Raw genomic sequence first — 16127 nt, forward strand, 5'->3', positions numbered from 1 at the left:
ATGCTGCTGGTCGAATCGCTGCTGCTGAAAGCCCTCGCCATCCCTCTGCTGGCAAGGATTGGCTGGATCGATTTCACCACCCAGAAGATCGCAAATCGCGACGTGCTGCTGCTGCTTTGCCTGGGGGCAGGGAGCATGCTGTTGCTGTCGCTCCAATCCGGATCGTGGTTCGACATGGGGCTGAGCGCCCTAGCCGGCTTTGTTTTGTTCATCGCGCTGCTCCCGTTCTGGGCGCTGCGCAAGATCGGCGCCGGTGATGTTAAGTTGCTGGCCGTGGTGCCCTTCCTGATCGGCGGACGCGATTTCGCGGTGTTTTCAGTGCTGCTCCTGGTTCTTGCCCTCGCCACCGCGGTGATCGTGAAAAACCCGTTCATGCTGCCTGCGGGCGCTTTTCGGCTCGTTGTCCAGCATTTGGACCGCAAGGGCGTGGTGCCATTCGGAGTGCCGATCTCGATAGCCGCGATCTGTACGATAGCGTTCCTGATCTACAAAAGTTTGGTGCTGGCGACCAGCACTGGAATTCTGAATCAGCTTAACTGAACCTCGAGTTTAGATAGCCAGCAAAATGGCCGTATACCTCTATATTAGCTTGTGCTAACGTATAGAGGTCGCAGCCCAAAACACCCCAAACGACCCCCCCGGTGCTGCGATTACCGAGCGCCGGCAAATATGCGCTCACCAGACTCTCCAGTTTGCCGGCGCTCGGTCCCCTCGGGGTGACGACGCGGGCGTTGCAGCAACGCTTTGCGCCGCGTGGGTTTCGTTTGCAATTTGGACAAACAAAAATCCAACATAGCGAGCCGCCAAGGCATATTAGTTCACGCTTGCATTGATATGCAAAAACTGAAACTGTTCGTTCGGGGTAGAAATCATGCAATGGGGCGAAAGACAACCGGGTCGATGCTTCCCGGAATCTTTCGAGGGCGAATGTATTTTCCACAGTTTCTGGTGGGAGCAACGGCGGCGTTGGCCGTCATCTTTGGCTGGATCTACAGCGTCACGGGCTCGTTTTGGGTCTCGTTCGCGTGGACAGTCATCAGCGCCGTGGTGCTGCAGGTGGGGTATTTCGCCTGCCTGCTCGTCATGATTTTCCGCCGCGTCGATGAAGCGACCGATGCCGATCGAGCGGTTCAGAAGAAGCCCGACGGAGCGTCTCCCGCCAAACACGACGGTATCTCGTTCTAGAGCAATTCCCTGAGGGAAAGCGCTGCGGGCAATCGCGGATTACTTCGCGCTGTCTTCACCAAAGCTGTCTTTCATCGCGCGCAGGATAATGACGGCCGAGGCCGCTCCCGGATCCATGTGCCCCAGGGATCGCTCGCCCAGCCGGGCCGCCCTTCCGCGTGCTGCGACCATGGATCGTGTCGAATTTGCGCCGGCTTCCGCGGCCTCCAGGATGCTGTTCCACATTTCCCGGCCACCGGCAGCGCGGGCACGTGCACCGACGGCTGCTTCCGTTGCCGGGATCCAGGCATCCAGCATCGTCTTGTCGCCGCGCTGGCCTTTGCCGCGCTCCTTGATGCCGGTCGTCATGGCCTCGACGATCGCCGCCTGGTCGGCAGTCGAGAGGCGTTCATCTTGCTTGAGGGCCTGTGCTGCTCTTCGGAACGCCGTCGCATAGAGCGGCCCCGTGGAGGCGCCGACCGCATCGAGAAAGGCCGATGCGGCAGAGGTGAAAACGTCCGACGCGAGCATGTGGTCGAGGTCGAGCTTGGCCAACTCGGCGTTCACCGCCATGAAGCCGAGCGACATGGTGATGCCATGGTCGGCATCGCCGATGGCGCCATCCAGATCCGAGAGGTGATCCTTCCCCGCCTCGATCGCAATGGAGATGCGATAAAACATCCTGCTCAGGCGTCGCGCCGCATTGTCCGACATCGTGTTCCTCCCAGTTCAAGCAGGATGCGACCCATCGTCGATCGGCGCATACTCGTATCTCAGCCGACCCGCAGGACGGCCGTATCGCAAGGATGATGCAACAGGTCCGTCAACTCGTTGTCGAGGTGCAAGACCGTTATCGACGCACCGACCATGTCGAGCGATGTGCAATAATGCCCCACCCAGTTCGCCTCTATGGTGATGTCCTTGGCGCTCAATCGCTGCGCGACGCGCCTGAACAGGATGTAAAGCTCCATCAGCGGCGTGGCGCCGAAAGAATTGATCAGCACCGCGACACGGTCGCCCGCGGCCGGCTTCATCTCCGAAAAGATGCGGTCCATGATCCGGTCCGTGATCGCGTCGGCGCTCATCATCCTTTCGCGGATGACGCCGGGCTCGCCATGGATGCCCATACCGATCTCGATGTCGTCGGGGCCGATTTCGAAATTGTGGCGACGGGTCTGCGGCATAGAGCAGGGCTCCAGCGCAACGCCCATAGTGAAAGTCCGTGCGTTGGCCTTGCGCGTCACGGCCTCGCAGGCGTCGAGCGACAAGCCGCGGTCGCAGGCAGCGCCAGCGATCTTGAACATGAAGAAGTTGCCGGCAACGCCGCGGCGGCCCTCCCTGTCCTCGATCGGCGACGAGGCGATGTCGTCGGTCGTCACCACCGTGCGGACCTCGATGTTTTTTTCCGCCGCGATCTCAGCCGCCATTTCGAAGTTCATCACGTCGCCGGCATAGTTGCCGTAGACGAACAGCACGCCTTGCCCGCCCGATGCGGCATTGGCGCACTGGAAGATCGTGCCGGGAGGCGGCGACGAAAAGATGTTGCCGACGGCCACGGCATCGGCGAGCCCCTTGCCGACATAACCGAGAAAGCAGGGCTCGTGCCCTGTGCCGCCGCCGATCACCAGCCCGACTTTCCCGGGCCTCGGCCCGGTGCGGGCAACGAGAGCACGATGCGAACCCTTGATCGGCTCGATATAGGCGGCGTGGGCCCTCACCACGCCGTCAAGCATTTCCTCCACGACATCGTCGGGGTCGTTGAGGAACTTCTTGATATGGGTGCGGAAGTTGCTGGGCAAAGCCACGGCGTTGTCGAGCCTTGGGCGCTGCGAGAGCTTCTGGTCGAGCTCCGTCACGCCGTCGGCATTGAGGATGCCGCGGCCGGTGGCGGCGTCGGTGATGAGCACGTTGACGTAGCCGCCCCGCAGCGCGGCAAGGATTGCCGGCACCTTGTCGAAACCGCCGGCGACCGCAATGCGCAGGCCGATGGCCTTCAGCCTGTCGAGCGATATTCCGATCGTACGATCGTCGAGCGGGCCGGCCACCGGATTGCCCTGTCCGTCGATGAAGCGGCCGGCGACGACACCCACGGCATCCTTGGCGAGGTATTGTTGAAGTGAGACCGATTCGAAGAAGCCGCTGGTGTGGATCGTTGAATTCGGGCGCAGGGAAGAGATGCCGAAAAGCGCCTTGTTGGCTTTGGCAAGCGCCTCGAACTGGCTTTCGATCAGCGTCTCGCGTAACAGCATGTCGCGAACCTCGGCGGTCGAAACGACCGCTGGTGCCGTGATGTTGATCAGCTTCCCATCCACGGCGCCGGCGATGGCGGCAGCGCATAGTTCCGGCGTATAGGCAAAACTCGCACGAGTGCCTCCGGTCGCCTGGACGACGGTGACGTCCTGGAGGCCAGGCACGGAGGCCTGCTCCCCGATTGCCAACACAGTTCGTCCCCAGGCAACGGCAAGCGTGTCACCGGATTTCAAAAGCTTGGCGAGCGCCTGCGCCGCAGCTCCGCCAAGACGATCGATCAGCGGGCGCGCATTGTCGTCGCTTGGCACGACCAGGCAGTCATGCAACCCGAAGTGACGCTTGAGTTCCTGAGCGATCGAGAGCGAACTCAGCCGTGACGGCTCGAGCGAAATGTTGACGATCCCGCGGGCGCGGGCATCGGCCAAATAGCTGTTCACCGTCGCCCGCGAAATGCCCATGATGTCGGCGATATCGCCTTGCGTCATGCGATCTTCGTAGTAGAGCCAGCAGGCCCAGACGTAGGGGTCGTCACCGTAGCGCAGCGGGATGGGTTCGGTGCCGGCCTCGGCCCCCGTCCGCACCGTCCCGTTCTTCCGCGCCGATGATGCCTTGACGGTCATGCTGCCTGGTTTCCCCGAATCCATAATCGGTCGCCAAGATGGGCGCAAACGGGCGAACTCTCAATCTTGCTCCGCTCCCGGCTGGAAGATCAGCCGGGAGCCATTGCTCGGGAGGAGCATTCTTCAAAATTCAACGCACCGCTGTCGCGGACAGCTGCAGTTTCTGCTTGGCGCCTAGCGCCAGGGCTTTCAGGATCAACGCGCAGGATGTGGCGCCGGCGTCGAGGACGCCGACCGAGCGCTCACCCAGGCGGCTGGCGCGGCCGATCTTGGCCACAAGGTCCTTCGTGCCGTCGCGGCCTTTTTCGGCTGCGGCAACCAGGGCATCCAGCGCGTCCGGAAATGGCTTCCCGTCGGCGTTGGCGCTGTCGAAGGCGTCGATGGCCGGGACGAGCGTGTCGAGAAGCGTCTTGTCGCCAACCTTGGCCGACCCGATGGCCTGGATGCCGTCGAGACCATTGGTGAGCATCGTGCTGAAAGTCTTCGCATCGATTGACGATGAGTGTTCGATCGTCTCGGCGAATTGCGTGAACATGACGCCATAGAGCGGACCCATGGAACCACCGATCTCGGTCATCAGCACGGTGCCCAGCGTATCGAAGGCGGTGGCCAGCGACATGTCGTTGCCCCTGATCCTCTCCGCGGCCATGCCGAAGCCCTTGGCCATGTTGACGCCGTGGTCGCCGTCACCGATCTTGCCGTCGATCTCGCTCAGATAGGCCCGGTTTTCGATGATACGGTCCGCCACCGAAAGAACGATGTCGCCAGCGGAAGCGTTTTCAAAATGCTGCATTCGCCTGTCTCCTAGAACCTTGCGGGACAATCGACATCGACATCCAGCAGCCTTTTCAGTTCGGCGTCGAGCGCCATGACCGTGAGTGTGGCGCCGACCATTTCCAGCGACGTGAAATAGTTGCCGATATAGGTCTTGTGGATGCTCAGCCCGCGTCCGGTGATCTCCTGTTCGATCGTGTCGTTGAGGATGTAGAGTTCGTTGACCGGGGTTGCGCCGAGGCCGGACACCAGCACCGCAACTTCCGTTCCGGCTGCAAGGTCATGATCATCGAGGACGATCTTGACCATCTCCCGCGCTATCTCGGCGGCGGGCTTCAGCGGTTCGACCCGGACACCCGGTTCACCGTGATGACCGATGCCGACTTCCATCGTGCCCGGCTCGATCGAGAAGTTGGGGTGGCCCACGGCGGGCAGCGTGCAAGGGCCAAGACCAACGCCAATCGAGCGGCAGTTGTCGATCGCCGTTTGCGCTGTCGCCCGCACGTCCGCGAGACCAGCACCTTCCGCGGCCTTGGCGCCGGCGCATTTCCACATGAAGATCTCGCCGGCAACGCCTCGGCGCTTGTCGCGTTCATCCGGCCCTGCCGAGCACACATCGTCGTTGGCAACGACGGTTGCGATGTCGATGCCTTCCTTGGCCGCGAGTTTTATCGCCATCTTCACATTCATGTTGTCGCCGGCGTAGTTGCCATAGAGGCAGACGACGCCCTTGCCGCCATCTGCCTCGCGCGCGGCGTCGAGGAAGCTCTTTGCCGTTGGTGACGAAAACAGCTCGCCGACCGCAACCGCATCCAGCATGTTGCGTCCCGTATAGCCGATGAAGGCAGGCTCGTGGCCGGAGCCACCCCCGGTGATCACGCCGACCTTGCCACTGACCGGCGCATGACGGGCGACGATGACACGGGGATTGCCGCCAAGCCTGACGATATCGGCATGCGCCTTGACGAAGCCCTTGACCGTATCCTCGACGACCTCGTCGGGATTGTTGATAAACCGCTGCATTGTTGCTCCAATCCTGCGCCGCTCAGATTATGGTGTAGCCGCCGTCGACCAGAAGGTCGGCGCCGTTGATCATGTCGGCGCCGTTCGATGCCAGGAACACCGCTGCGGCGGCTATTTCCTCCGGGAAGGCAAAGCGGCCGGTCGGGATGCGCTGCTTCAGCGCCTCGCCGCGCGGCCCGTCCCACGCCTTTCGGCCAAGGTCGGTCAGCACCACTGTCGGCGAAATCGTATTGACCGTGATGCCATGCTTGCCCCATTCGGCGGCAAGCGTCTTGGACAGGCCGATGACACCGAATTTCGAGGCACAGTAGGCGACGTGCTGGTCGATCGCGACGGTGCCGGCCTGCGAAGCCATGTTGATGATCTTGCCGCCGTTGCCGGCTTTGATCAGGACGCGTCCGGCGGCCTGGGAGACGAGGAACGTTCCCTTGAGATTGATGGCGATGGTCTTGTCCCAGGCATCGAGGCTGAGCTCCTCGGCCGGAGCAAGGATGGCGACGCCGGCGCTGTTGACGACGATGTCGATATGGCCGAAAGCCGCTTCCGCCGCAGCAAACACGGCCTCCACGGATTTCGGATCGGACACATCGCAGACGAAGAACTTGGCACCGTTGCCGAGTTCATCGGCCTTCGATCTCGCAACCGATTCATTGATGTCGATCACTCCGACTGCGGCACCCTTCAAGGCAAATGCCGATGCAATGGCGCTGCCGATGCCGGAGGCGCCGCCGGTGATCAGGGCGACTTTGCCGCCAAGTGAAAAATTGAGATCGACCTGTATTGAATCAGTCATGGTTCTCTTCCCGGCCTGTTGGAAAGTGGGGTGTGCAAGAGGGCACACCCCACGGCTGAATTACTTGCGTGTCGCAAGAAGCTTGTCGACGTTTTCCGCCGTCACCGGCGTCCACGGCACATTGTAGATCTTCTCCTTGCCGTCCTTCCACGGCATGTCCTTGTAGGTTGCCCAAATGTCGGACTGGGGTTTGTAGTCACCCTTCTTGGCATTGAAGATGGCGAGATCGAGCGCCCCTTGTGCCTGGGCACGTGCGTCCTGAAGGATCGACGTCATCTCGCCGTTCTTGACGGCGTAGAGCGCGTCGGTGATGCCGTCGATGCCGGCAATGGCAAAGCTCTTCGTATCAAGGCCGGCGGCCTTGATCGCCTCGATGGCGCCGAGGGCCATTTCGTCGTTTTGGCCAATCACGCCATTGATCTGTTTGGGGTGGGCGGTGAGCCAGTTTTCCATCAGCGTCTGGGCTTCAGCGCGCGACCAGTTCGCCGTCTGATCTTCGAGGATCTTGACATCCGGGCACTCGGCAAGCGCCTTCTTGTTGCCTTCGAGGCGAGAAATCTGCGCCGACTGACCGACCGGCCCCTCGAGAATGACGACGTTGCCCTTGCAGCCAATCTTGTCGAGCACGGTCTTGGCTTCCATGTAGCCCGAGATCGTGTCGTCGGACCCGACATAGGAGGCCAGGAGATCGGAATTGACGCGGGTGTTGGAGCCGACAACCGGGATGCCGGCATCGGCGGCCGACTGCACGGCGGCCGCCCCTGCATCGACGTCAATCGGTGCGAAGATGATCGCATTGTACTTCTGCGTGACCATTGTCTTGAACTGGTCCTGCTGCACCAGGGCATCATAGCGGCCGTCGAAAACTGTCAGTTCGACTTCACCGCTCTTGACGGCAGGGTGCTCCTGAAGCGCTGCTGCCCAGATCTGCATGAACTCCGCATTCAACCCGTAAGGTGCTGCGCCGATCTTGATCTTCTCCTGCGCCATGGCCGACGAGGCCAGCAGCGCGGTCGCGGACGCGAGCGCTATCATCAATGTTTTCATTTCGTACCTCCACTTTAAGTGAGCGACCGACATGGTTCGCCTATCAACGGACACGCGGTGTGCAGGTCCGATCCCGGAGGGGCTTTGGGTCCGATGCTCTAAGCCCCGTAGTTTCTCTTCTGATCAAGCATCACGGCGCCAACGATCAGGGCGCCCTTGAGAACTTGCTGGTAGTAGGATTGGATACCCATCAGATCGAGGCCGTTGTTCATGACGCCGATGATCAGCGCGCCAATCAGTGTGCCGGTCACCCGGCCCACCCCTCCTGAGAGACTGGTTCCCCCGATCACCACCGCGGCGATCGCGTCCAGCTCATAAGCAATACCGGCCTGGGGCAGTGCGGAGCCGGTGCGGGCGCTGAGCAGCATTCCGGCGAGGCCGGCAAGACCGCCGGAGACGACATAGACGACGAACTGAATGCGGGTGATGTTGATGCCCGAGGTCCTGGCAGCGTGGGGATTGCCGCCGACGGCATAGATGTAGCGGCCGAAACGCGTCCGGTTGAGGATCCACCAGGAGACGGCAAACACGATAGCCAGAATGACGACCGGGGCTGGTATGCCAAGGATGTCGCCTGTGCCGATCCAGCGAAACGCCGGCGTCAGCGCGGGAACAGGCCGGCCTCCGCCATAGATGAGGGTCAGTCCGCGTGCGGCCGACAGCATGCCCAGCGTCGCCACAAAGGCCGGCACCGAAAAGCGCGACACGATCACACCCGAAACGGCGCCGCAGGCAACGCCGACCAAAAGACCGATGCCGAGGCCGACGACGACTGGATGGGGTGAACCGGAAATCCCGGCGGTCGCGGACGTGGTCACGAAACTGGCGCTGATGAGACCGGCAAGCGCGACCACGGAGCCGACCGAGAGGTCGATGCCGCGGGTCAGGATGACGAAGGTCATGCCGATGGCGAGGACACCATTGATCGACGTCTGCAGCAGCACGTTCGAGATGTTGCCGGCTGTCAAAAAGAACTCGTTGGAGACCGACAGAACCGCAACCAGGATCAGGAAGGCAAAGAAGATGCCGTATTCCTGAATCAGCAGCCGGCGCTGCTCCGAACCGAGCCAGCTTTTTGCGTTCTCGTTGTTTCCAACCGACATCATTGACTCCTCTGCCGCCGGACGAACACCCTGTCCCTGCTCAGGTTGATAGGTGGACGAGTGATTGGGCATCCGTTTCCTCCCGGCTGTAGATCCCGGCGCTCTTGCCGGCGCGCATCACCATGATTTGGTCCGACATGCCGAGAACTTCGTCGATTTCCGACGAGATCATCACGACCGTGCCGCCGGCGGCGGCGAAGTCACTGATGATCCGATAGATTTCACGCTTGGCCCCGACATCGACGCCGCGGGTCGGTTCGTCCAAAAGCAGGACCTTCGGGTTGCGAAGGAACCATTTTGCCAGCACCACCTTCTGCTGGTTGCCGCCTGAAAGGCCGGAAACCGGCATCGTGTCGCGCGCCGCCTTGATCTGGAATTTTTCCCGCATGTCGCGGCTTGCTTGCGCCTCCCGCGGCCGATCCATGCTGAAGGCGGGGCTCATTTCCGGCAGGCTCGCCATGCAGATGTTGGCGCGCACGGAATCGGAGAGATTGAGGCCGGTCAACTTGCGGTCTTCGGTGACCAGCGCCAGCCCGTGCGCCATGGCATCGGCCGACTTGGAAATAGTGACCTCGGCACCGTCGAGCTTGATGCTTCCTGCCGAAGGCTTGTCGAGCCCGAAGAGGCAGTTGAAGATCTCGGTCCGTCCGGCCCCCATCAGGCCGTAAATGCCGAAGATCTCACCCTTTCGTGCGGTGAAAGAGATATCCTCGATCTTGTTCGGGCACGTGAGCGCGGTAACCTCGAGAACGGTTTCCAAGGTGGGCGTGTTGGTCTTGATGTATTCCTCGGACAGTTCGCGGCCGACGATCATGCGGATCAGGTTGTGCCGATCGATGTCTGCAAGCGCCCCGCTGCCGACATAGGCGCCGTCACGGAAGACCGTGTAGGAATCGGCGATCTGGAAGATCTCCGACAGCCGGTGAGAAACGTAGACGATACCGCGGCCCTGGGCCTGCAGGCGGCGGATCGCGGCAAAGAGGTGCTGCGCCTCCCGCTCGCCGATCGCCGATGTCGGCTCATCCATGAAGATGACCTCGGCGTCGTGGCTGAGCGCCTTGGCGATCTCGACGAGCTGCATCTGCGCGACCGAGAGGTTCATCATGTATTGTGTGGCTCGAATATCGAATTCGAGATCGTCCAGCAGCTTTTGCGCGGACCTGTTCATCGCGCGGAAATCGATGCCTCCGAACCGCGCGGAAGGCTCGCGACCGAGGTAGATGTTCTCGGCAACCGTCATGTGAGGGACAGGGCTGAGTTCCTGTTCGATAATAGCGATGCCCGAGGCCAATGCGTCGGCCGGGCTTGCGAACTCCACATCCTTGCCGCGACGGCGGATTGAGCCGGCATCGCGCTTGAAGATACCCATCAGTATCTTGAGGAAGGTCGACTTGCCGGCGCCATTGCCGCCGCAGAGCGCGTGAACCGTGCCGGCGCGAAGTTGAAAGCGGCCCTCGCGCAAGGCTGCGACGCCACCAAAGGACTTCTTCAGCCCTTCCACCTCGAGCAAAAATTCCACGTCGGCTCTCCTCCCAAGGGCACTCGACACCCCTCCTTGGCGCGAGCTGATCGACACGAATGATCTCTGTTCTTGGCGTCGATTTTTACAATAGTCGATTAGCACTCGACAAATGTCAAGCTGCAGGCGAAACTATGAATGCCAACCGTTGGCCGCGGATGGAATGCACCCGCTGACGCCCAGGACCCGGGCGCCAGACGGCGCATCCGCGGTACAACTCAGAATCTGAAAGGAAGTGAGCCCATGAAGATCGCTATCGGCGCCGACAGTGCGGGAAAGCCGCTTCTGGATGTGATTGCGGCTCATCTGGCCGGAAAGACCGGCATAACGCTAACGGATTTCAGTCAGCCGGGCTTTTACGCCGACATAGCGCAGACGGTTGCTCGAAAGGTGCTTGAAGGTGAATTCGACCGCGGTTTGCTGTTTTGTGGAACCGGCATCGGTGTTTCGATTTCCGCCAACAAGGTGCCGGGCATGCGCGCCGCACTGACCCACGATACCTACTCGGCCGAACGGGCTGCCAAGTCCAACAATGCTCAGATCATCACGATGGGCGCGCGTGTGATTGGCCCGGAACTGGCGAAGGCGATTGTCGACAAGTATCTGGCGTCCGACTTCGATCCCACCGGGCCTTCGGCCGAGAACGTCAAGGCGGTCGATCGTCTTGATGAGATCAGGCGCTAGAGAACGAAGGGCCGCGCGCGAATTCTCGTGGTTTGGATCAGTAGGTGGCGCGGCCGCCGGAGAGATCGAATACCGACGCGGTGGTGAAGCTGTTCTCCTTCGAGACCAGCCAGGCGACCATGTTCGCCGCCTCGTCGACTTCGAGGAACCGTGCGCGCGGGATCTTGGCCAGCATGTAGTCAATATGTTCTTGTTTCAACTGGTCGAAGATCGGCGTGCGCGCCGCAGCCGGCGTGATGCAGTTGACCGCTATGTCGTAGCCGGCAAGCTCCTTGCCCAGTGACTTGGTCAGCCCGATGACGCCTGCCTTGGACGCCGAGTAGGCCGACGCGTTGGGGTTGCCTTCCTTGCCTGCGATCGAGGCGATGTTGACAATGCGGCCGTAGTTGCGCGCCTTCATGGCAGGCACGACAGCGCGGTTGACGTGAAAGGTTCCGTTGAGGTTGACTTCGATGACGCGCCGCCAGGCATCGAGCGGATACTCGTCGAGCGTGTGATTGGGCCCGGCTATCCCCGCCGAATTGACCAGGATCGAGACGGCCCCGCTCTCGTTTTCGGTGCGGGCGTGCGCCGCAAGCACCGCCTCGGCATCGGTGATGTCGACCAGGACGCCCTTGGCTGCGTCCCCGAGGCCGGCAACGGCCACCTCCAGCCCTGCCTTGTTCATGTCCCACAGGCTCACCCTTGCGCCCGATGCGACCATCCGCCGGGCAAAGGCCAGGCCCAGCCCTTGCGCTCCACCGGTAACGACGGCGACCTGTCCTTCAAGATCGATTTTGTTCATTGCGTTCAATCCCTGGCGATCGATATGCAACCACACGACGGCACGCCCGGTTTCGGCATGGAAATCGCCGACAGGGCACTGCTGAAATCCCTCGTCTAACGTGGCGGCCTGACGCTTGTTTTGTTCGGGCGGGCAGTATCGACATCTTCAGGCAGCCGAGCCCGACGTCAATGGTGTCGGCGAGGGCAGTTCCGTAAATGTGCTACGCACTGTGATAAAAAGCTGCCGCGCGCTCTTCGGGTTGAGGCCGACGCCGCTGCCAGAAGGCAGTGTCCCACCGCGCGGCGGCGGCATAATGCACGCCGAGCGCGGAGGCGTAGTCGGCAAAGCCCTGCGAGGCGATCATCGCGTAGCGCGTGCGTGCGAGGTCGTCGCGTCCGTCGACCATGTCCGACGCGGCATAGGCGGCGAGGATCCCCGAGCGCAGCGCATGCACGATCCCGCGCGACGACAGCGGATCGGCGGCGAACAGGCTGTCGCCCGCCGCCACCCAGCGCTCACCCGCTGCCGGATCGACGGTGGCCGTTCCCGCCGATTTCACCAGCGTTGCGGTTTCACGCGCGCCAGGAGGCAGAAGCGGTGCGATCAGTCGTGTTGCCGCCAGTGCGCGGTACCAGGATTCCGGATCGCGCAGGCCGCTGCCCAGGTCAGGATCGGTCAGGCACGCCACCACCCGGCGTCCGCCGGGCAAGTCGGCGCTATACCACCAGCCCTCCGGGCGCGCCTCGATGACCATGCGGCCATCGCCCGGCGCGCGGTCGAAGAAGCGGGTGTATGCGGCGAGGTGGCCATGCACCCGAAGCTTCGCGCCGAAGGATCGCGCCAGCCGCCAGCTGCGGCCGGTCGCCCAGATCACGGCGCCTGCGAAAATGTCCCCATCGGCGAGCTTGAGCCGCCAGCCCTGGTCCTCGCGCACCGCCGAACGCACCTCGCACCCAAGTCGCACTTGCGCGCCTGCCGCCGCTGCCGCCTGCACCATAAGCTGATCGAACCGTGCCCGGTCGAGTTGCCAGCCGGCGCCGTGGGCGGAGAATATGCTGTGCCGCTCGTCGAGCGCCTCGCCGGCCCATGCCGAAACGACCGCGCGGTTCTCCACGAAAGCCGCGGCAAGGAACGGCGTCCAGACGCCGAGCTGGCGTAGCAGCCCCTGTGCTACCGCCGCCAACATCTCACCCGATTTTATCAGCTCGTGCCGTCCCGCTTCGAACAGCACCACGCGCCGTCCGGGCGCGTGACGGCGCAGCGTCAGCGCTGCCGCGGCACCCGCAGGCCCGCCGCCGATGACGACGAAGTCAGCCTGCTCGCACGGCATAGAAGGATGCCACCACCCCTGCCGGGTTCGTGCTGCCGCCATCGCCCGAATGCGGGATGGTGCGCACCACCGAGCCGACGATCGCGGGCACTTCCAGCCGGTCGGTGCTATCGGGCCAAACCGGCACAAGCCAGCCGATATAGTCGTAGATCCACTGCTCGCCGCCGACCACGCCCTTGCCCTGGAAGCGGACCTGCATCGGCGAACCGTAACCGAAGCTGCCGCGCAGATCGAGCGACCATCCCGGCCCGCCGATCGTTCCCGAAAGTTCGGTCATGGAAACCTCCGCAATGGCCAGCGTGCCTTCGCCGAATAAAAGGTCGTTGGCCGCCTTGCTGAGATCGGGGTCGTTGTTGAAGCTGCGATAGGCCCAGTTGCCGACAAACGGATTGGTCACGGTCATTCTCCCGAATCTTCGACGCAGATGTATTTGATACCGGGCGAGGGCTGATCGAGCCCGCCCGCCGGATTGCGGACGATGAAGCCGAGCTTCGACCATTCGGTCACCATCTTGAGATCGCCGGCAAGCGTCTGCGGAATGCCGCGCGCCCAGTTGCGGAACTGAAAGTCCTTTCCGACGGGATAATAGGCCTGCATCGGCCGATGCGCCGGCCACCACAAGGTCTCCCACACGCGCCGCTCACGCTCCATCAGCGTGTTGCCGACGCTGTCCGGGTAAAGGACGTTCCATTCCTCGTAGGTGACGTCGATCGTCTGGGTGGAGCATTCGTTGAAATCGGCCTGCCATGGCAGGCCGCTGAGCTTGGTCAGGTCGCCGGGCTGCAATCCGACATCGAAGTCGCTGCCGAGCGACAGCGGGTCGGAGGCATAGGCGATATAGCCTTCCTCGCTGACGCCCGCTCCCCATCGGTTGGCGTTCTCCTGCGCCGCGGTCAGCGCAAAGCTGTACCATTCAGGGTCTGCCTTGATCCGGTAGGGCTCGCGCCAGATCGCCGGATTGCGGATGATCCACGTCACCTCACCGCCTGGGCAGAAGGCGCCCCCGAGTCCGTTCGACAGCACACCCTGGTCGAGACCGCGTCCGCCCGGCACGTTCCAGTCCTTGTAGGGCTGCCACGGATCGATCGCGGGGGCGAAACCTGCATCCACCTCGTCAATGAAGATGCCCGCCGCCCATTGCCGCAGCAGGAACAGTTGCGTGTCGGTCAGCCGCAGGAACTTGCTCACCGTCTTGTTGGTGATCGGATTGTCGCCGGCAAGCAGCGGCATCAGCGGCAGGTGATAGGTCCGCGTCGCCGGATTGGCGTCGAGCCGGAACAGGTTCTCCTCGCCTGGCTTGCGCAGCAGATCGAACAGATACTGCCGCGCGGAACGGCCGGGATCGGTCGTGGCATCCTTGGCCGCGGCAGCGAGCGCGCGCTCGAGCAACTGGCCGGAGCGGTATTCGAACGCCAACCGGCGGAGCGCAGCCTCGATCGGCTCGTCCGGATCGGTGGTCCGGTCTGGTTCGCCGGGCTCCTGCCGCGACGAGGCCCGGGCGAGCGTCAGCATCCGTTTGCGCGGCGGCGCGGCGGCCGCGGCGATGCGCTCGATCACGCCGGTGATCTCAGCATCGAAGGCGCTGCGCGCCTCTGCATAGCCCGGCTCGGCCACTGTGTCGTTGTCGGCGAAGGTTTTTTGCCAGCGCGCGGCATAGCTGCGCGGCGTCTCACCATCGTCGGGCGGGCAGACCGCCGCGGTGAAAGTAGCCGCTGCCGCCCTCAGCGTGGCGGCAGCATCGCCAACCACGGCATCGGCAGCCGCGCCCGGCGCCTGCGTTGCATCGAGCAGCATCAGGCTCGGTTCCACAGCTGCCTCGAGCAGCCGTCCGCCGACATGGTCGTCCTTCGCGCGGCCTTCCTTTTGCGCCAGCGCACGCGGTGCGATGCGTGGCGGGATGCACAAGCGATAGGGATCGAACGTGCCCCGGCTCGACTGGTTGTGCGGGAAGTTCGATTGCTGGAGGATGTTGGTGAAATAGGAGAATTCGTCGGCGCGGAAAATGATCGGCCAGATGTCGCGCCAGAACCAGGGGCGATAGGCCGGGTTCCACTCAACCGGTCCTGCCTGCCAGTGCAGCAAGGCCGCCGTGTCGGTCGGATCGATCTTCTGCGGCGCGTCAAACGTTCCCGCGGTGCCGTACATGTCGGTGCGATAGGCAAATTCCCGGATAGACATGTCCTCGACCACGTCCTCCAGCGTGATCATGTCGAGCACTTCCGGCGCGTAGCGCGGATATCCGACCAGCACCCAGGCGGGATATTCGACATCGATGTAGCGCAGCGCCTGGACGCGCTCCTCCATCATCACCAGCCGCGCCATCACCGGCCCGTCCGAGATGTCGTCGAACCAGCCGTCGCTGTTGGCGTAGGTCTCGATGCGCGGATGGCCAAACCCGCTGAGGAACGAGCCGCTGTTGCCGTGTCCGCCAAGCAGCAGCAGCCGTCCGCTGTCGTCGGTCATCATTTCGCCCAGCGTGTCGATGTCGTTCGGCACCATCCCGGTCGGCGGGAAGGTGACGGCATAGGCAGGGTTGGTGTCCCGCCCGAAGCTCGCCTTGCGCCGCGCGGTGCAGTCGACGGCTTGCGGGCCGGCGTCGATGATCAGATTCTGCCGTTCGACCGGATCGGTGATGCCGGCGTTGCGCAGCGGCGCGTCGGCGGCATAGCCGGCCTCGCCGCGCAGCCCGTCGAAGGTGAACCATGCCGCCTTCTTGTTGGCGAGTTGAACGCGCCACTGGATATCGACCAGCTTGCCGCGGTTGCCGCCACCTTCGACATGGTCGCCGATCTTCAGCGGACTGCCCTGCGGGTTGGCCTCGTCATAAACGAAGATCTGGAACCGCGCAGCCTGGCGCTTTATGCGGCCCTTGCTGTCCTTGAAGTGTTTGATCGGCGCATCGCCTTTCGCGGCATTGCCGTTGGCGTCGCATTCGATCGGCAACTGCGCCGGCTTTTCCGGCGAGATGCAGAAACCCTCGGGGCTGTCGCCGAGCCGCGCGATGCCGACGGCCGGGTGGATGCGATAGACTGTTGGGTCGGCCATTTGATTTCC

At 62.8% G+C, this 16127-nt stretch carries 15 protein-coding genes; 3 read left to right on the plus strand and 12 right to left on the minus strand.

Going from position 1 to position 16127, the window contains the following annotated elements:
* Positions 1-540, plus strand: a complete 540-nt coding sequence (locus AC1DYW_RS06655) for a prepilin peptidase (RefSeq protein ID WP_477225494.1) — start codon at positions 1-3, stop codon at positions 538-540.
* A gap of 387 nt (positions 541-927) precedes the next feature.
* Positions 928-1185, plus strand: a complete 258-nt coding sequence (locus AC1DYW_RS06660) for an exopolysaccharide production repressor protein (RefSeq protein ID WP_477225495.1) — start codon at positions 928-930, stop codon at positions 1183-1185.
* Positions 1186-1224: 39 nt separating this feature from the next.
* Here AC1DYW_RS06660 and dhaL (AC1DYW_RS06665) read toward each other — a convergent pair whose 3' ends face one another.
* From dhaL (AC1DYW_RS06665) to AC1DYW_RS06700, 8 genes are all read right to left on the minus strand, one after another.
* Positions 1225-1878 (minus strand): dihydroxyacetone kinase subunit DhaL, encoded by a 654-nt coding sequence (gene dhaL, locus AC1DYW_RS06665; protein WP_477225496.1) that lies wholly within the window; start codon positions 1876-1878, stop codon positions 1225-1227.
* A gap of 59 nt (positions 1879-1937) precedes the next feature.
* Positions 1938-4034, minus strand: a complete 2097-nt coding sequence (locus tag AC1DYW_RS06670; RefSeq protein ID WP_477225497.1) for a bifunctional sugar-binding transcriptional regulator/dihydroxyacetone kinase subunit DhaK — start codon at positions 4032-4034, stop codon at positions 1938-1940.
* A gap of 130 nt (positions 4035-4164) precedes the next feature.
* Positions 4165-4827: a dihydroxyacetone kinase subunit DhaL gene (gene dhaL, locus AC1DYW_RS06675; protein WP_477225498.1), complete on the minus strand. Its 663-nt coding sequence runs from the start codon at positions 4825-4827 to the stop codon at positions 4165-4167.
* A gap of 11 nt (positions 4828-4838) precedes the next feature.
* On the minus strand, positions 4839-5831 hold the full coding sequence (locus tag AC1DYW_RS06680) for a dihydroxyacetone kinase subunit DhaK (RefSeq protein WP_477225499.1): 993 nt from the start codon (positions 5829-5831) through the stop codon (positions 4839-4841).
* A 22-nt stretch (positions 5832-5853) separates the two neighbouring features.
* Complete coding sequence (locus AC1DYW_RS06685; protein ID WP_457154236.1) at positions 5854-6624, minus strand: SDR family oxidoreductase; 771 nt, start codon at positions 6622-6624, stop codon at positions 5854-5856.
* Between the two features lie 60 nt (positions 6625-6684).
* Complete coding sequence (locus tag AC1DYW_RS06690) at positions 6685-7671, minus strand: substrate-binding domain-containing protein (protein ID WP_477225500.1); 987 nt, start codon at positions 7669-7671, stop codon at positions 6685-6687.
* A gap of 98 nt (positions 7672-7769) precedes the next feature.
* A complete protein-coding gene (locus AC1DYW_RS06695) occupies positions 7770-8774 on the minus strand; it encodes an ABC transporter permease (protein WP_457154234.1) in 1005 nt (334 codons plus the stop codon).
* 40 nt (positions 8775-8814) lie between these two features.
* The gene (locus tag AC1DYW_RS06700) at positions 8815-10293 is read right to left on the minus strand and encodes a sugar ABC transporter ATP-binding protein (RefSeq protein ID WP_477225501.1); all 1479 of its coding nucleotides are present in this window, start codon (positions 10291-10293) and stop codon (positions 8815-8817) included.
* A gap of 243 nt (positions 10294-10536) precedes the next feature.
* On the opposite strand from AC1DYW_RS06700, the gene derI reads away from it, so the two are divergent.
* Positions 10537-10977 carry a D-erythrulose-4-phosphate isomerase gene (gene derI / locus AC1DYW_RS06705; RefSeq protein ID WP_477225502.1) on the plus strand — a complete coding sequence of 147 codons (441 nt, stop codon included), beginning with the start codon at positions 10537-10539 and terminating at the stop codon, positions 10975-10977.
* A gap of 37 nt (positions 10978-11014) precedes the next feature.
* Here derI and AC1DYW_RS06710 read toward each other — a convergent pair whose 3' ends face one another.
* The 4 genes from AC1DYW_RS06710 to AC1DYW_RS06725 all read right to left on the minus strand — a co-directional run bounded on the left by AC1DYW_RS06710 (position 11015) and on the right by AC1DYW_RS06725 (position 16118).
* Positions 11015-11761 carry an SDR family NAD(P)-dependent oxidoreductase gene (locus tag AC1DYW_RS06710; RefSeq protein ID WP_477225503.1) on the minus strand — a complete coding sequence of 249 codons (747 nt, stop codon included), beginning with the start codon at positions 11759-11761 and terminating at the stop codon, positions 11015-11017.
* Between the two features lie 202 nt (positions 11762-11963).
* Positions 11964-13073 carry an NAD(P)/FAD-dependent oxidoreductase gene (locus tag AC1DYW_RS06715; RefSeq protein ID WP_477225504.1) on the minus strand — a complete coding sequence of 370 codons (1110 nt, stop codon included), beginning with the start codon at positions 13071-13073 and terminating at the stop codon, positions 11964-11966.
* Positions 13054-13470, minus strand: coding sequence for a hypothetical protein (locus tag AC1DYW_RS06720; protein WP_477225505.1), 417 nt, complete (start codon positions 13468-13470; stop codon positions 13054-13056). The genes AC1DYW_RS06715 and AC1DYW_RS06720 overlap by 20 nt, the downstream gene beginning before the upstream one ends.
* A 2-nt stretch (positions 13471-13472) precedes the next feature.
* Positions 13473-16118 carry a LodA/GoxA family CTQ-dependent oxidase gene (locus AC1DYW_RS06725; protein ID WP_477225506.1) on the minus strand — a complete coding sequence of 882 codons (2646 nt, stop codon included), beginning with the start codon at positions 16116-16118 and terminating at the stop codon, positions 13473-13475.
* Positions 16119-16127: the final 9 nt, after the last annotated feature.

Source organism: Mesorhizobium sp. P2_D5 (assembly GCF_056404355.1).

What these genes read in the sequence shown, in the direction of transcription:
- AC1DYW_RS06655 (WP_477225494.1), top strand. Translation starts at nt 1, where the DNA reads ATGCTGCTGGTCGAATCGCTGCTGCTGAAAGCCCTCGCCATCCCTCTG.
- AC1DYW_RS06660 (WP_477225495.1), top strand. Translation starts at nt 928, where the DNA reads ATGTATTTTCCACAGTTTCTGGTGGGAGCAACGGCGGCGTTGGCCGTC.
- dhaL (WP_477225496.1), bottom strand. Translation starts at nt 1,878, where the DNA reads ATGTCGGACAATGCGGCGCGACGCCTGAGCAGGATGTTTTATCGCATC.
- AC1DYW_RS06670 (WP_477225497.1), bottom strand. Translation starts at nt 4,034, where the DNA reads ATGACCGTCAAGGCATCATCGGCGCGGAAGAACGGGACGGTGCGGACG.
- dhaL (WP_477225498.1), bottom strand. Translation starts at nt 4,827, where the DNA reads ATGCAGCATTTTGAAAACGCTTCCGCTGGCGACATCGTTCTTTCGGTG.
- AC1DYW_RS06680 (WP_477225499.1), bottom strand. Translation starts at nt 5,831, where the DNA reads ATGCAGCGGTTTATCAACAATCCCGACGAGGTCGTCGAGGATACGGTC.
- AC1DYW_RS06685 (WP_457154236.1), bottom strand. Translation starts at nt 6,624, where the DNA reads ATGACTGATTCAATACAGGTCGATCTCAATTTTTCACTTGGCGGCAAA.
- AC1DYW_RS06690 (WP_477225500.1), bottom strand. Translation starts at nt 7,671, where the DNA reads ATGAAAACATTGATGATAGCGCTCGCGTCCGCGACCGCGCTGCTGGCC.
- AC1DYW_RS06695 (WP_457154234.1), bottom strand. Translation starts at nt 8,774, where the DNA reads ATGTCGGTTGGAAACAACGAGAACGCAAAAAGCTGGCTCGGTTCGGAG.
- derI (WP_477225502.1), top strand. Translation starts at nt 10,537, where the DNA reads ATGAAGATCGCTATCGGCGCCGACAGTGCGGGAAAGCCGCTTCTGGAT.
- AC1DYW_RS06710 (WP_477225503.1), bottom strand. Translation starts at nt 11,761, where the DNA reads ATGAACAAAATCGATCTTGAAGGACAGGTCGCCGTCGTTACCGGTGGA.
- AC1DYW_RS06715 (WP_477225504.1), bottom strand. Translation starts at nt 13,073, where the DNA reads ATGCCGTGCGAGCAGGCTGACTTCGTCGTCATCGGCGGCGGGCCTGCG.
- AC1DYW_RS06725 (WP_477225506.1), bottom strand. Translation starts at nt 16,118, where the DNA reads ATGGCCGACCCAACAGTCTATCGCATCCACCCGGCCGTCGGCATCGCG.